We start from the raw sequence: 13,880 nt of genomic DNA, 5'->3' as shown, positions 1-13,880 counted from the left end.
CTCTGAGGCGTTTGCCGTGACGGGATGTCGACTTTTTTGGGCTTGGCGTCAGGGGTGCGCTGCAACAGCGTCAACCTCGCCGACTAATCCTGAGTAAACATGTCCTGACCGTGCAGACAAGAGGAATCTCGAATTTTCACACGCTTTTTTACTCGGGGCAGCGTTTTTTGGCTTCAGACAACAGTTTCAACCCGGCATCTTCGCGCCGACAACCCGGTCACGCCCGTCCAGATCGGGGATTACGCGAATATCCGCCAAACCCGCCGCATCAAACAAGGCAGACACCAGATTTGCCTGTGTCGGGCCAATTTCCACAAGTATTCGCCCGCCTGGCAGCAGGTAATCCGGGGCCGAGGCCGCAATCTGCCGATACGCGCCCAGCCCGTCCCCTTCATCGGTCAGCGCCATGCGCGGCTCGTGCTCCCGCACTTCGGGCGAAAGATCCTTCATTTCGGTTACGGAAATATACGGTGGGTTGGAAACAATCAGGTCAAACTGGCCTTCAATGTCTTCAAACCAGTTTGACTGCGCAATCTCGGCTCGTCCTTGCACCTTGTGGAGCACGGCATTGGCGCTGGCCTGAAGACAGGCGGCTTCACTCAGGTCGACCCCAAGGCCTGAAGCGCTGGAGCGCTCCGCAAGCAGTGTGACCAGAATACAGCCCGACCCGACCCCGAGGTCCAAAACATGGTCGAAAGGTTCGCTCAGCGCGGCCTCGATCAAGGTTTCAGTCTCGGGGCGTGGATCCAGAACATCGGAACTGACGCGAAACCTGCGCCCATAGAACTCGCGTTCGCCCAGAAGATGAGACACCGGCACCCGAATGGCACGTAAAGAAACCAGCTGGTCATAGCGTTCAGCGATCTCGGGCTGCAACTCTTCCGGGGCAATCAGCGTCACCCGGCTGGCTTCTATCCGTGCGGCATGGGCCAACAACAGGCGCGCATCGCGCGCCGGGTCATCCACGCCCGCGGCCCTCAGACGCGCGGTTGCGGCCACCATGGCCTGCGCTGCTGTTTGCAGCCCCATCATTGCGCCATCTCGGCCAGCAATCGGGCCTGATCATCCGCCGTCAGAGCGTCAATCACTTCGTCCAGATCCCCCTGCATCACCTGATCCAGTTTATAGAGCGTCAGGTTGATCCGGTGATCCGTCATCCGCCCCTGTGGGAAATTATAGGTGCGAATGCGTTCCGAACGATCCCCTGATCCCACCTGGCTGGCCCGGTCGGCGGAACGTTCGCTGTCGATCCGCTGCCGCTCGAGGTCATAAAGCCGCGTCTTCAGCACCTGCATGGCGATCTCGCGGTTGCGATGCTGGGACTTCTCGGAACTTGTTACCACCAAGCCCGTCGGAATATGTGTGATCCGCACCGCCGAGTCGGTGGTGTTCACGTGCTGCCCGCCCGCGCCGGAACTGCGCATCGTGTCGATACGGATGTCATTGGCGTCTATCTGGATGTCGACATCCTCGGCCTCGGGCAGTACCGCCACGGTCGCCGCCGAGGTATGAATCCGCCCGCCGCTTTCGGTTTCGGGCACGCGCTGCACGCGGTGCACGCCGGATTCGTATTTCAGCCGGGCAAAGACGTTGTCGCCCTTGATATGGGCCACCACCTCTTTGATCCCGCCCAAATCAGAAGCCTGTTCTTCGATGATCTCGAACTGCCACCCGTGGGCCTCGGCATAGCGTTGATACATACGCAACAGATCGCCCGCGAACAAAGCGGCCTCGTCCCCGCCGGTACCGGGGCGAATTTCCAGCATCGCCGGCCGCGCATCCGCCGCATCCTTGGGCAGCAGCGCCAGTTGCAGCGCGTGTTCCGCCTCGGGGATGCGCGATTGCAGGTCCGGAATTTCCTCTTCGGCCAACTCCTTCATATCCGGGTCGGCCAGCATCGCCTCGGCCTCAGCCAGATCTGCCACCAGCTGGCGCCAGGCCATGATCTGATCGACCACGGGCTTGAGGTCGGAATATTCCTTGGCCAAGGCCGCAATATCGCCGCCCGATGCGCCATCCGCCATGGCTGCTTCGAGGTATTGGAAACGTTGGGTGATCTGTTCAAGACGTTCTTCGGGGATCATCCCGGCGGTGTCTATCATCCGGGGGCTTTGGTCAAGGGCCACGTCGTGCTAAGCTAGCTGTCATGAAACGGATTTTGCTTGCCCTGCTGCTGACGTCCACGCCGGTTTTCGCCGATTACATCGGCCCCGACGGCAAGACCCGCGATTGCTATTGCACCGACACGTCCGGGTCCCGCATCGAACTGGGTGAGATGATCTGCCTGCAAGTCGACGGCCGCATGTTCACGGCACAATGCCAGATGTCCCTGAACGTGCCCATGTGGCGCGAGGTGCAGGAAGGGTGTTTATCGTCCAGATTGCAAAGCGATCCAGTTGATCACTTTGAACAGGATGAGGCGTCCTGAGCGCCGGTAGAACAGTTACATCTGCTCCAACCACCCATCAACCCGTGCCTTGTTCACACCGAAATCCCTGCGACCGAACCGCAAACGGCCATGGATGCGCAGCGTGTCGCCGTCCTGCCGAACAGTGGTATAGTCGGGAAAACCGATCCATTTCGTGCGGGTGACATAGGTGATCATGCCCTCATCGACCGAACCAGCCAAAACCGAGGTGCGCGGCGTGGCGCGGGCGATCCGATCAAGCTTTTGCAACCCTTCCGGGCCGGTTGCAACAACGCGCAGAACGCCACCCGGCAAGTCCTGATCAACCTCTGCAACCGGTGCAATATGCCATTGGGCCGGCGCAGACGGGGCCAGCCGGATGTAAGCGCCCAGCCCAAGCACCAGCGCGATCACTGCCCACAGAACCATCTTTTTCATCCCGCTTTACCCTCTTGCAGAAACCCTATGCGGATCAAGCGCCGGGGCAAGCCGTTCCGGGCCGGTTTACCGTGACGTCACCCCCGGCAGTATGCACAGCATCTCGTAGATCAGGTTGGCTGCCGTCAGGGCCGTGTTGCCGGATGGGTCATACGGAGGTGAGACCTCGACCAGATCACACCCCACCACATTCACACCCTGCAACGCGTGGATCAGTTGCAGCGCCTGCGGCGTGGTCAAACCAGCAATCTCTGGCGTACCCGTGCCCGGTGCAAAGGCCGGGTCCAGGCTGTCGATGTCATAGGTGACATAAACGGGATGATCCCCGATGATCTTGCGGATCTGAGAGCCGATCTGCGTCAGATTCTGCTGCCACAACTCCCAGGCCGGGAACTGGCGGAAGCCCCAATCCCTGGCTTCGGTGAAGTCCGACGCCGCGTAGCCCGATCCGCGAATGCCGATCTGAAAGGTCTTGTCGGGGACAATCAGCCCCTCTTCATAGGCGCGGCGGAAGACGGTTCCGTGGGTCTCTTTCTCGCCGAACATCTCGTCATTCACGTCCGCATGGGCGTCCACATGCACCAGAGCCACCGGCCCATGCTTTGCCGCAATGGCCCGCAGGATCGGCAGGGTGATCGAATGATCGCCTCCCATCGCCACCGGGGTCACGTTCTTTGCCAGGATCGCATCATAGCTTTCCCTGATGATCCTCAGGCTGTCCGCAAGCGAAAAGGTGTTGATTGCCAGATCCCCGATGTCGGCGATTTGCAAGCTGTCGAACGGAGCCGCCGAGGTAGCCATGTTGTAGGGCCTTATCATCGCGCTTTCGCTGCGGATCTGTTTGGGTCCGAACCGGGTGCCCGATCGCCACGAGGTGCCGATATCCATCGGAATCCCCAGAACCGCCACATCCAGCCCCGCCAACGAGGCAGCCTGGGGCAGGCGCATAAACGTATTCGGCCCCGAGAACCGCGCCAGATCATTGCCGCTGACCGGTTGATTGAATTCAGTCATGCGCGTTGTATCCCCATCCCTTCAACTTTCTTTACCCAGCACATACCGGAAGTATGGCTAACCAATGGTTAATGCGCGTCCAAACGGTTATGTTTTTGCCAGCTTGTTCCACCCCAACAGGCAGACGATCTGCGTCGCCACATGCGCCCCCGCAATCGCCGTGGCGCCGGATGTGTCAAAGGGCGGAGAGACCTCGACCACGTCTCCGCCCTTGATGTTGATACCGGCAATGTCGCGCAGGATGATCTGCGCTTGGATCGAACTGAGCCCGCCCCAGACCGGCGTGCCGGTACCCGGCGCAAAAGCAGGGTCCAGCCCGTCGATGTCGAAGCTCAGGTAAACGGGGCTGTTACCCAGTATACCCTTGATCTTCTGTGCGACCGCAGCAGGGCCGGATTCATAAACCTCACGCGCGTCGATTATGTTGACGCCCAGTGTGTCCTCATTGGTGGTGCGAATGCCCACCTGGACCGAGCGTTTCGGGTCCACGATCCCCGACTTCACCGCCTTGTAGAACATTGTCCCGTGGTCAACGCGGGACATGTCATCATCTGCCCAGGTGTCTGTATGCGCATCAAATTGCAGCAATGACATGGGTCCGTATTTCTCGGCATAGGCTTTCAGGATCGGGAAGCTGATATAATGGTCCCCGCCCAGCGTGACGGACGCCACATCCGCCGCCAGAATGGTGCGGATATGATCGGTTAGGGTGTCGGGAAAGGCCGGGATATTGGCATAGTCATACGCCATATCTCCGTAGTCCACGATGGCCAGTTCGCTGAGGGCATCAAAAGGCCATCCATAAGGCGCGTCAGGCGATTGCAGGGCGCTGGCTTCGCGGATCGCACGCGGGCCAAGGCGCGTGCCGGGGCGATTGGTGACAGCCTGATCAAAGGGTACCCCGGTCACCGCGATGTCTACGCCGCTTAGATCTTTGGTGTACAGCCGTCGCAGGAACGAGGTCGCCCCGCCGAAAGTGTTTTCATAAGACAACCCTTTAAGGTCCGGGTTGGTGAACGCCTCGTCCACCTGGTTCTTTGCGTCTTCCAGTGCCATCTGTTTACCCCATCAGCCCAACGGCTGCGCCTTTTCCACGATACGTGCGAAAAAGGACGCGCCGACCGGTGCGATATCGTCGTTGAAGTTGTACTTGGGATGGTGCAGCCCTGCCCCCTCGCCTTGCCCCAAGAACAGATACGCGCCGGGCCGTTCCTGCAGCATGTACGAGAAATCTTCGGCCCCCATTTCGCGGCCTGCGTTGGCGATCACCCGATCCTCGCCCGCGACCTCACGTGCCACGTCAGCAGCGAAGTTGGCTTTTTCGGCATCATTGATCGTTGCGGGATAGTTGACATCATAGTCGAGTCGCGCCTCAACCCCATAAGACGCCGCCTGCCCCTGTACGATCTGCTCCATTCGTTCCATCACCATTTTCTGCACAGCCGGATCGAACGTGCGTACCGTTCCATTGATATAGGCCGTGTCGGGAATCACGTTGTTGACCGTGCCGGAGTGGATTTGCGTGACAGAGACCACCAGATCGTCCAAGGCATAGTGGTTGCGGCTGACAATCGTCTGAATAGCTTGCGCGATACCACAGGCCGCCATTACAGGGTCGCGCGTCTCGTGCGGCATGGCACCGTGGCCACCGACACCTTGGATATGTACCTCGAATGTATCAACCGCCGCCATGATCGGCCCGGGCGTGGTGTAAAATGCCCCTTCTGCAAAACCCGGCGCGTTGTGCAGCGCATAGACCTGAGAAATGTCGAACCTCTCCATAATGCCCTCTTCCACCATCACGCCAGCACCGCCACCTTCTTCCTCGGCAGGCTGAAAGATCAGCGCGACGCGGCCACGGAAATTCCGCGTCTCGGCCAAATAGCGCGCAGCCCCAAGCAGCATCGTCGTATGCCCATCGTGGCCACAGGCATGCATCTTGCCCGGATGTGTCGACGCGTACTTCACCCCGGTTTCCTCGGCGATGGGCAAAGCGTCCATGTCCGCGCGCAAACCGATGGTCGGGCCATCCTCCTGCCCGTTGATGATCGCAACCATTCCGGTCTTGGCGATGCCTTCGTGTAGTTCATCCACCCCGAACTCGCGCAGACGCTCGGCCACAAAGGCGGCTGTCTCATAGCACTCGAACTCCAATTCAGGGATCGTGTGCAAATGCTGCCGCCATGCGGACATATCGGCTGAGAAATCGGCAATTCGGTTGACGACGGGCATCTGGGGTGGACTCCTGATCGGGACTGCGGAATGGATGCATCTGACACCGGAACGAAAGGGTTCGCAATGGCCGAAAATCCTCTGATCCACGACGGCGACGCTGGTATCGAGCGTTTGCTGGAAATCATGCGCCGCCTGCGCGACCCGCAAAGTGGCTGCCCGTGGGATATCGAGCAGGATTTCGCGACCATCGCGCCCTATACGATTGAAGAGGCGTATGAAGTCGCCGACGCCATTGAGCGCGAGGCTTATGATGAGCTGAAAGGAGAACTGGGCGATCTTCTGTTCCAATCTGTCTTTCACGCGCAAATGGCCGAAGAGGCCGGGCATTTCACCTTTCAGGACGTGGTCCGCACCATGTCGGACAAGATGGTCAGCCGCCATCCGCATGTGTTTGGTGACGAATCCCGCGACAAGTCAGCCGATCAGCAGACCAAGGATTGGGAAGCAATTAAAGCCGCCGAGCGTGCAGGCAAGGAACAGAAAGGCGCGTTGGACGGTGTCGCGGCGAACCTGCCCGCCCTGCTGCGCGCGCACAAACTGCAAAAACGGGCCGCGCGCGTAGGGTTCGACTGGCCCGACGCCAGCCACGTACTGGCCAAGATCACCGAAGAAGCCGCCGAACTGGAAGAGGCGCGTGACAAGATGGACGCGGATGCGCTTGAGGATGAGTTCGGCGATCTGCTGTTCGTGATGGTCAATCTGGGCCGCCACCTGGGTATCGAACCCGAAGCCGCCCTGCGTCGCACCAATGCCAAGTTCACCCGTCGCTTTGAACAGGTCGAGGCCCGGCTGGCCGAACGGGGAAAGACCCCCTCGCAAAGCGATCTGGCCGAGATGGATGCGCTCTGGGACGAGGTCAAAAACGAAGAGCATCGCGCCAACGGCAAACTCCCGCCGGTTGACGTCATGGCCGCACCCAGAAACGGGTAGACAAGGCACCCGACACTTGCGAGTGTCCCACCTTCACGACCACCGGAGACACCCATGCCCCCTCGCAAGATCATCATCGACACCGATCCCGGACAGGACGATGCCGTCGCCATCCTGCTGGCGCTGGCCAGCCCAGAGGACATCGAGGTACTTGGCATCACGGCGGTCGCAGGCAACGTGCCCCTTGAATTGACCGCCAAGAACGCTCGGATCGTGTGCGAACTGGCGGGCCGGACCGACATACCTGTTTATGCGGGCTGCGACAGACCGTTGAACCGCCCGCTGGTCACGGCCGAGCATGTGCATGGCAAGACAGGTCTGGATGGCCCGGACCTGCCCGATCCGCAGATGCCGTTGACCGAGGGGCACGCGGTGGATTTCATCATCGACACCCTGCGCGCTGAAGAACCGGGTACGGTAACCCTTTGCCCGCTGGGGCCTCTGACGAATATCGCGACCGCATTCAACAAAGCCCCTGATATTGTTGATCGGGTGCAGGAAATCGTTCTGATGGGCGGGGCGTATTTCGAGGTTGGGAACATCACTCCAACAGCAGAGTTCAACATTCATGTCGACCCGGAAGCTGCTGATATCGTTTTCAAATCCGGAAGGCCGATTGTGGTCATGCCGTTGGATGTCACGCATAAGGCGCTGGTCACCAAACCCCGCAACGATGCTTTCCGTGCTCTGGGAAACAAAGTCGGACTCGCTGTGGCCGAGATGACCGATTTCTTTGAGAGGTTCGACAAGGAAAAATACGGCAGCGCGGGTGCGCCTTTGCACGACCCTTGCGTGACCGCCTATCTGATCCGGCCCGAGCTGTTTTCAGGCCGTCATGTGAATGTCGAGATTGAAACCCAGTCCGAGCTGACAATGGGCATGACCGTCGCCGATTGGTGGGGCGTAACCGACCGCGCGCCCAATGCGCTGTTCATTGGGGAAATCGACGCCGACGGCTTCTTCAATCTTTTGACGGAAAGGCTGGCCAGATTATGAGCGCCGCCCTGCGCCTGGCGCGCCCCGAAGACCTGGATCGTCTGATGGCACTGGTCACCGCCTTCCATACCGAGGCCGGATTGACGCAAGACCCGGACCAGACCCGAAATGCTCTGACACCCCTGCTCGAGGGTATTCCCCATGGCTGTGTCTATCTGATCGGCCCCGGACGGGCGCCGTTGGGCTACATCATTTTGACCTTCGGCTGGTCCGTCGAATTCGGCGGGATGGACGGTTTCGTGGACGAAATCTATATCCGACCCGCTGTTCGCGGCCGCGGCATCGCGACCGAAGTTCTGCTGGCACTGCCCAAAGCTTTGTCCGAAGCCGGGCTGACTGCCCTTCATCTGGAAGTCGACCGACACAACGAAGCCGCTCAGAAAATCTATCTGCGCACCGGGTTCAAACCACGCGACAGATATATGCTGATGAGCAAGTTGCTTTAACGAGACTCGCCGCGGAAGATATTGGCCGGGTTCATGTCCTGTACCGGGTCATTCGCCGAGACCGGGTCTCCGGTAATTGGGTAGGTTCCCGGACCCGCGCAGGCGGAAAGAACTGTGACGGAAGCTGCTGCGATTACCAGAAGGAATTTGGATACAGACATCGTGGTCTCCTTTCTGCAATGCATCCAGATTAGATCACGTGCCTGTGATTTACTTAGTAACAAGTTCACACATAATGTGATTTTTGCATTCTTTTTTGATACAAAAGGGCCATTGCAATACGCCTGCGAAACAAAAACCATTGAAATGATTGCGTAATCCGGATCACACCTCTTTCGCGAAAAGATCCAAGATTTCTTGAAAACTTTCAACTTCAACTGCAAGCAGGCCCGGCAATCTTAAACCCAAAGAAGGATCGAACCAGAGAGGTTCAATCAAGGGTGGATATCAGCTGAAGTCGTGTTTCCCGCCGCAACTTTCACCGGGATCGTCCGGAAGATGCTGGTTCAAGGCCAATGAAACGCTTGAATCCAAGAGGTCCGAAGGGTCAACAACACCAATTGATCAATCACAGGGGTTACGGCGCGGGCGGCGGAACGACCGCTTGACGGATCAGAGACCGGACTTTGAAAAATGGGGGCCGTTGGCCCCCAATTCCATGCTTATTTCAGGATCGACGCGCCCGCGTATTCGGCCACTTCTCCCAGCGTCTCCTCGATCCGGATCAGCTGGTTGTATTTCGCCAACCGGTCTGATCGTGCAAGCGAGCCGGTTTTGATCTGACCACAATTCGTCGCCACGGCCAGATCGGCAATGGTCGCGTCCTCGGTCTCGCCCGAACGGTGCGACATCACGTTGGTGTACCGCGCGCGGTGCGCCATATCGACGGCACGCAGGGTTTCCGTCAGCGAGCCGATCTGGTTCACCTTGACCAGCATCGAGTTCGCACAGCCACGTTCGATCCCTTCGGCCAGACGTTCCGGGTTGGTCACGAACAGATCATCACCAACCAGTTGCACCTTGTCGCCGATGGCATCGGTCAGGGCCTTCCAGCCATCCCAGTCATCTTCGGACATGCCGTCTTCGATCGAGATGATCGGATAGTCATTGACCAGCGCAGACAGATAAGCCGCGTTTTCCTCGGATGTCAGGGTCGTGCCCTCACCCGACAGAACATATTTGCCGTCTTTGTAATACTCGGTCGCCGCGCAATCGAGCGCCAGGTGGATTTCCTCACCCGGCTTGTAGCCCGCCTTTTCGATGGATTTCAGAATGAAATCCAATGCTTCACGGGTCGAGGCGATGTTGGGGGCAAAACCGCCCTCGTCGCCCACACCGGTCGCCAGACCCGCGCCTGACAGTTCCTTTTTCAGCGTATGGAACACCTCGGACCCCATGCGCACCGCTTCGCGAATGTTCGCGGCGGCGGTCGGCATGATCATGAATTCCTGAATGTCGATCGGGTTGTCGGCATGTTCGCCACCGTTGATGATGTTCATCATCGGAACCGGCAGAACCCGCGCCGAGGTGCCGCCCACATAGCGATAGAGCGGCTGGGTGGTGAAATCCGCCGCCGCTTTCGCCGTGGCCAGCGAGACACCCAGAATAGCGTTTGCACCCAAACGGCCCTTGTTCTCGGTGCCGTCCAGCTCGATCATGGCCTGGTCAATGGCCACCTGTTCGGTCGCGTCAAAGCCTACCAGTTCTTCGGCAATCTCGCCGTTCACGGCGGCGACGGCTTCCAGAACGCCTTTGCCCATATAGCGCGCCTTGTCGCCATCGCGTTTTTCAACTGCCTCATAGGCACCGGTGGACGCGCCCGAGGGCACGGCAGCGCGGCCCATGGTGCCGTCTTCCAGAATCACGTCAACTTCGACTGTCGGATTGCCCCGGCTGTCCAGAATTTCGCGTGCGTGGATGTCGATGATGGTGCTCATGAAGCCTGTCCCTGTGACTGCGGTCGGTTGCACGCGTCATAGCAGCAACCGGCCAAAAGTAAACCGGTTCCGTTAACGCTAACACGCATATTCCCGGATATTTAGGGCTAACAATTCGTTGTTTGCGCCAACAAGGTCAGGCGGGTGCCAGTTCCCGCGCCAGACGCCGTTCGCGGACAAAGGTATAAAGACCCGAACCGATGATCAGGGTCGCCCCCGCCATTGTCAGCGCATCAGGGCGTTCACCGAACACCAGCATTCCAGCAAGGATAGAGAACACAAGGCGCGTGTACCGGAACGGCATCAGGGCCGAGGCTTCGCCCACCCTCATCGCAGTGACAATGCCGTAATAGCCCAGCACGCCAAATCCGATCGCCCCAGCATAAGGGCCCGTTTGACCGGCTTGAACCGGCACGAAGGATGCCCCGGACATGACCATCAGAAGCAGGCCGGCCACAGCCACCGCAATATAGGCCTGCATCGCAACAACGGATGAAGGCACGCGTGGGTCCAGCTTGCGGGTAATCAGATCGCGCGCCGCAATGGCGACCACGGACAACACCACAAACAGGGATTCCGGCCGAAAGCCCTCCATCCCCGGGCGGATGATCATCAGAACACCGACAAAGCCGACACCGATCGCGCTCCAGCGACGCCAGCCGACCTGCTCTCCAAGAAACAGGGCCGCCCCCATGGTGACGACCAGCGGCATGGCCTGAAACACGGCCGCAACGGTGGACAGGTCGATCAGAGACAACGCCGTCACGAACGCCACCGCGCCAAAGCCTTCGGTCGCAGCGCGAATCAATGGCAGGGTTTTCCATGCCACGGGGTCAAAGATCCGCTTTCGGGTGACCACTGACATCGTGGCGAACACGAGCCCGCAAAACACGCCCAGAAACACCATGATCTGCCCTGTCGGCACAGAGCCGGACAGGAGCTTGATGAACATGTCCTCAAGTGCAAAGGCCGCCATCGACCCGATGAGCAGCAGGATGCCGTTTACGTTGTTCATTTGCGCGTCCGTTGGAAAGGGCACATCTGGTGCCTGTAGATGCACAACAACCTCAACCAACGGCATCTGGCAAGACAATTCCCGTCACGCCTGATGAATTAAAGTGAGCGGATCAATCGCGTTTTGTGATGGGTCAGTCCTTTTCCAGCGGGACGCCATACAGCTCCAACCGGTGCCCCTTCAGCTTGTACCCAAGCTTGGCGGCGATTCTTTCCTGCAGGGCTTCGATCTCGGGGTCGACGAATTCGATAACCTCTCCTGACTGCATGTCGATCAGGTGGTCGTGATGATCGCGCTCGGCGTCCTCGTACCGGGCCCGTCCGTCACCGAACTCAAGGCGTTCCAGAATACCAGCCTCTTCGAACAGTTTGACCGTGCGATAGACCGTTGCAATGGAAATGCCTTTGTCCACGGCAGACGCCCGCGCATAGAGTTCCTCGACATCCGGGTGGTCGTCGCTCTGTTCCAGCACCTGCGCGATGACCCTTCTTTGACCGGTCATGCGCAGCCCCTTGGCTTCACAACGCCCAATAATCGTTTCCGACATGATGCCCCTCAGACTTGCTCGGGTGTCTGTCTTAATATGTCTGCGCAGGTTTCGCTACAGGGATTTCACCTTTTGCGACCTTCTGATCTGGCGCGCGTCAGATCGGCCCAGACCGGCAGGTGATCAGATGCAATATGCGCGGGACGTGTGTCGTGAACACCGTGCGCCACGGCCTGTATTCCGCTGCCCAGCGCGATCCGATCCAGCGCGCCCAGGGGCTGCGCGGCGGGAAAACTTGGTCTGGGGGGCAGAAACCGCATTTCGGGGACCAGGTGATCCAGAACTGGCTGACGTGACCACTCGTTGAAGTCACCGGCCCAAACTGTCGGCATCTGGTCCATATCCCAGTCGTTCCGCCGAATGTGCAAAATCTGCTGTCTCCGCGACGCTGGCAGAAGCCCCAGATGCATACCCATCACGCGCAATGGCCCGATATGGGTGTCGAACTCGACCCGAACCGCCCCGCGCGGCTCCAGCCCCGGCAACTCGTGATGCCCTTTTCGGCGGACCGAGATCCCCTCTCCGCGCCAGATCACCGCGTTGCCGTGCCAGCCCAGACTTCCCGCGCCGCCCAGATCGACGATCTGCCATCCCGCCTCGTCCAACATGAAATGCGGCAGCGCGGCCGGACGGGGCGGCAGGCGTTTGTCGGCCTCCTGCAACACGACGATATCCGCTTTCATGTTTTCGATGACTTGCAGAATACGTTGGGGTTGACGCCGGAAATCCAACCCGACGCATTTCTGAATGTTGTAGCTTGCGATACGCAGCGTGGACGAAGTTGGCATGAACGCGTGACCAAATGAATTGACCCTAAAGTGCCATGCCTGACGTGAGGCGCAACCCCTGTGCTCGGTTTCCTGCTGCGACAATTCCGATACGCCACCCGCCCCCGGCAATCTGCCTGTTGTTTCGGCGATTGAAACCTGGCTGGTATCAAAGCAAAGGTTCCGCTTGATCCCCGGCCCTGCAACGCTCTATCCCGATGCGGTGACAACAACGCATCGCAGCCAAAGCGGGGCCCGCATGAGCCTGAGCCAGACCCAACCCGACAACAGCACCCGGGCCAGTCTCGTTTTGGTGACAGGCGGCGCGCTGTGGGGCCTTTATTGGATTCCGGTGCGGTTTTTCTACGATCAGGGCCTTACCGGCCCGTGGTCAGGGATCGCGATGTACTGCGCGGCCCTGATTGCGCTGATCCCCTTTGTCTGGTCCGACAGGCGCATGCTGGCCCGGCAATGGCGCGATCTGATGCTCAGCGGAGTGTTCACAGGGGCCGCATTCAGCCTGTATTCGATCAGCCTTGTCTACACCGACGTCGTCCGCTCGATCCTGTTGTTCTATCTCACTCCGATCTGGGGCACGATTCTGGGCGTCGTATTTCTGAAAGAACGCCTGAGCCTGATGCGCCTTATGGGCCTGATCTGCGGGCTTGGCGGGCTGTTTGTCGTGCTCGGAGGCGCCGGGTTCGTGCCATGGCCGCAGAACTTGGGCGACTGGCTGGCGCTGGCATCGGGCATATGCTGGGCATTGGGCACACTGGGCCTGTACAAGACTGGCAGCATGACCATCTCGGGTCAGATCTTTGCCTTTGTGATTGGCGCGTTGTTGCTGTCGCTTGTCAGCCTGCTGATGCTTGGGGATCAAACCCTGCCGAACATCACAGGCGCAGAGTCGATCCGCATCGCGGGATACGCCCTGCTGTCGGCCTTTTATGTCCTGCCCATGATCTACATGACCATCTGGCCAGCAACCAAGCTGTCCCCCGCAAAGGTCGGCCTGCTGCTGATGAGCGAGGTTGTCGTTGGCATCGCGTCGGCCGCCGCCCTGTCAGGAGAACCATTTGGCCTGCGGGAGGTTCTGGGCGCCACCCTGATCGTCAGCGCTGCGGTGTTGGAAATCCTGCGGCAATAGA

16 protein-coding genes are annotated in these 13,880 nt (G+C 59.4%); 5 read left to right on the top strand and 11 right to left on the bottom strand.

What is annotated here, in order from left to right:
- Window positions 1-186: 186 nt before the first annotated feature.
- Both prmC and prfA read right to left on the bottom strand, forming a co-directional pair.
- Window positions 187-1,032 carry a peptide chain release factor N(5)-glutamine methyltransferase gene (gene prmC, locus GS612_RS05780; protein ID WP_171231505.1) on the bottom strand — a complete coding sequence of 282 codons (846 nt, stop codon included), beginning with the start codon at window positions 1,030-1,032 and terminating at the stop codon, window positions 187-189.
- Window positions 1,029-2,084, bottom strand: coding sequence for a peptide chain release factor 1 (gene prfA, locus GS612_RS05775; protein WP_171232029.1), 1,056 nt, complete (start codon window positions 2,082-2,084; stop codon window positions 1,029-1,031). The genes prmC and prfA overlap by 4 nt, the downstream gene beginning before the upstream one ends.
- Before the next feature lie 62 nt (window positions 2,085-2,146).
- Between prfA and GS612_RS05770 the strand changes: the two genes are divergently transcribed.
- Window positions 2,147-2,428, top strand: a complete 282-nt coding sequence (locus GS612_RS05770) for a hypothetical protein (RefSeq protein WP_171639359.1) — start codon at window positions 2,147-2,149, stop codon at window positions 2,426-2,428.
- A gap of 15 nt (window positions 2,429-2,443) precedes the next feature.
- On the opposite strand, the gene GS612_RS05765 is transcribed toward GS612_RS05770, so the two are convergent.
- From GS612_RS05765 to GS612_RS05750, 4 genes are all read right to left on the bottom strand, one after another.
- Window positions 2,444-2,845 carry a DUF1499 domain-containing protein gene (locus GS612_RS05765; protein WP_152458208.1) on the bottom strand — a complete coding sequence of 134 codons (402 nt, stop codon included), beginning with the start codon at window positions 2,843-2,845 and terminating at the stop codon, window positions 2,444-2,446.
- A gap of 66 nt (window positions 2,846-2,911) precedes the next feature.
- Window positions 2,912-3,859 (bottom strand): agmatinase, encoded by a 948-nt coding sequence (gene speB, locus GS612_RS05760; RefSeq protein WP_171639358.1) that lies wholly within the window; start codon window positions 3,857-3,859, stop codon window positions 2,912-2,914.
- Between the two features lie 87 nt (window positions 3,860-3,946).
- Complete coding sequence (speB, locus tag GS612_RS05755; RefSeq protein ID WP_171639357.1) at window positions 3,947-4,915, bottom strand: agmatinase; 969 nt, start codon at window positions 4,913-4,915, stop codon at window positions 3,947-3,949.
- A 12-nt stretch (window positions 4,916-4,927) separates the two neighbouring features.
- Entirely contained in the window at window positions 4,928-6,091 is a 1,164-nt protein-coding gene (locus GS612_RS05750; protein WP_171639356.1) for a M20 aminoacylase family protein, read from the bottom strand.
- A gap of 66 nt (window positions 6,092-6,157) precedes the next feature.
- Here GS612_RS05750 and mazG point away from each other — a divergent pair, with 66 nt between their 5' ends.
- Genes mazG through GS612_RS05735 form a run of 3 tightly spaced genes read left to right on the top strand, consistent with a single transcriptional unit; the run spans window position 6,158 to window position 8,466 of the window.
- Window positions 6,158-7,024, top strand: a complete 867-nt coding sequence (mazG, locus tag GS612_RS05745; RefSeq protein ID WP_171639972.1) for a nucleoside triphosphate pyrophosphohydrolase — start codon at window positions 6,158-6,160, stop codon at window positions 7,022-7,024.
- A gap of 54 nt (window positions 7,025-7,078) precedes the next feature.
- Window positions 7,079-8,020: a nucleoside hydrolase gene (locus GS612_RS05740; RefSeq protein ID WP_171639355.1), complete on the top strand. Its 942-nt coding sequence runs from the start codon at window positions 7,079-7,081 to the stop codon at window positions 8,018-8,020.
- A complete protein-coding gene (locus tag GS612_RS05735; protein WP_152458213.1) occupies window positions 8,017-8,466 on the top strand; it encodes an N-acetyltransferase in 450 nt (149 codons plus the stop codon). Before GS612_RS05740 ends, GS612_RS05735 begins: the two co-directional genes overlap by 4 nt.
- Here GS612_RS05735 and GS612_RS05730 read toward each other — a convergent pair.
- The 5 genes from GS612_RS05730 to GS612_RS05710 all read right to left on the bottom strand — a co-directional run bounded on the left by GS612_RS05730 (window position 8,463) and on the right by GS612_RS05710 (window position 12,753).
- Entirely contained in the window at window positions 8,463-8,627 is a 165-nt protein-coding gene (locus GS612_RS05730; protein ID WP_171115544.1) for a hypothetical protein, read from the bottom strand. The two genes, GS612_RS05735 and GS612_RS05730, sit on opposite strands and share 4 nt — an antisense overlap.
- A gap of 501 nt (window positions 8,628-9,128) precedes the next feature.
- The gene (eno, locus tag GS612_RS05725; protein WP_171639354.1) at window positions 9,129-10,403 is read right to left on the bottom strand and encodes a phosphopyruvate hydratase; all 1,275 of its coding nucleotides are present in this window, start codon (window positions 10,401-10,403) and stop codon (window positions 9,129-9,131) included.
- 136 nt (window positions 10,404-10,539) lie between these two features.
- The gene (locus tag GS612_RS05720; RefSeq protein WP_171639353.1) at window positions 10,540-11,418 is read right to left on the bottom strand and encodes a DMT family transporter; all 879 of its coding nucleotides are present in this window, start codon (window positions 11,416-11,418) and stop codon (window positions 10,540-10,542) included.
- Window positions 11,419-11,551: 133 nt separating this feature from the next.
- Entirely contained in the window at window positions 11,552-11,965 is a 414-nt protein-coding gene (locus tag GS612_RS05715) for a Fur family transcriptional regulator (protein ID WP_152458216.1), read from the bottom strand.
- A gap of 65 nt (window positions 11,966-12,030) precedes the next feature.
- On the bottom strand, window positions 12,031-12,753 hold the full coding sequence (locus GS612_RS05710; RefSeq protein WP_152458217.1) for an endonuclease/exonuclease/phosphatase family protein: 723 nt from the start codon (window positions 12,751-12,753) through the stop codon (window positions 12,031-12,033).
- Window positions 12,754-12,991: 238 nt separating this feature from the next.
- Between GS612_RS05710 and GS612_RS05705 the strand changes: the two genes are divergently transcribed.
- Window positions 12,992-13,879 (top strand): DMT family transporter, encoded by an 888-nt coding sequence (locus tag GS612_RS05705; RefSeq protein ID WP_216603507.1) that lies wholly within the window; start codon window positions 12,992-12,994, stop codon window positions 13,877-13,879.
- Window position 13,880 lies beyond the last annotated feature (1 nt).

It is taken from the genome of Ruegeria sp. HKCCD6157 (assembly GCF_013110685.1).
In the GTDB taxonomy this organism is placed as follows: Bacteria; Pseudomonadota; Alphaproteobacteria; order Rhodobacterales; family Rhodobacteraceae; genus Ruegeria.
This window is presented reverse-complemented; position numbering and strand designations above follow the sequence as displayed.

Excerpts from the sequence above, each read along its gene's own strand:
- prmC (WP_171231505.1), bottom strand. The coding sequence starts at position 1,032 with ATGATGGGGCTGCAAACAGCAGCGCAGGCCATGGTGGCCGCAACCGCG.
- prfA (WP_171232029.1), bottom strand. The coding sequence starts at position 2,084 with ATGATCCCCGAAGAACGTCTTGAACAGATCACCCAACGTTTCCAATAC.
- GS612_RS05770 (WP_171639359.1), top strand. The coding sequence starts at position 2,147 with ATGAAACGGATTTTGCTTGCCCTGCTGCTGACGTCCACGCCGGTTTTC.
- GS612_RS05765 (WP_152458208.1), bottom strand. The coding sequence starts at position 2,845 with ATGAAAAAGATGGTTCTGTGGGCAGTGATCGCGCTGGTGCTTGGGCTG.
- speB (WP_171639358.1), bottom strand. The coding sequence starts at position 3,859 with ATGACTGAATTCAATCAACCGGTCAGCGGCAATGATCTGGCGCGGTTC.
- speB (WP_171639357.1), bottom strand. The coding sequence starts at position 4,915 with ATGGCACTGGAAGACGCAAAGAACCAGGTGGACGAGGCGTTCACCAAC.
- GS612_RS05750 (WP_171639356.1), bottom strand. The coding sequence starts at position 6,091 with ATGCCCGTCGTCAACCGAATTGCCGATTTCTCAGCCGATATGTCCGCA.
- mazG (WP_171639972.1), top strand. The coding sequence starts at position 6,158 with ATGGCCGAAAATCCTCTGATCCACGACGGCGACGCTGGTATCGAGCGT.
- GS612_RS05740 (WP_171639355.1), top strand. The coding sequence starts at position 7,079 with ATGCCCCCTCGCAAGATCATCATCGACACCGATCCCGGACAGGACGAT.
- GS612_RS05735 (WP_152458213.1), top strand. The coding sequence starts at position 8,017 with ATGAGCGCCGCCCTGCGCCTGGCGCGCCCCGAAGACCTGGATCGTCTG.
- GS612_RS05730 (WP_171115544.1), bottom strand. The coding sequence starts at position 8,627 with ATGTCTGTATCCAAATTCCTTCTGGTAATCGCAGCAGCTTCCGTCACA.
- eno (WP_171639354.1), bottom strand. The coding sequence starts at position 10,403 with ATGAGCACCATCATCGACATCCACGCACGCGAAATTCTGGACAGCCGG.
- GS612_RS05720 (WP_171639353.1), bottom strand. The coding sequence starts at position 11,418 with ATGAACAACGTAAACGGCATCCTGCTGCTCATCGGGTCGATGGCGGCC.
- GS612_RS05715 (WP_152458216.1), bottom strand. The coding sequence starts at position 11,965 with ATGTCGGAAACGATTATTGGGCGTTGTGAAGCCAAGGGGCTGCGCATG.
- GS612_RS05710 (WP_152458217.1), bottom strand. The coding sequence starts at position 12,753 with ATGCCAACTTCGTCCACGCTGCGTATCGCAAGCTACAACATTCAGAAA.
- GS612_RS05705 (WP_216603507.1), top strand. The coding sequence starts at position 12,992 with ATGAGCCTGAGCCAGACCCAACCCGACAACAGCACCCGGGCCAGTCTC.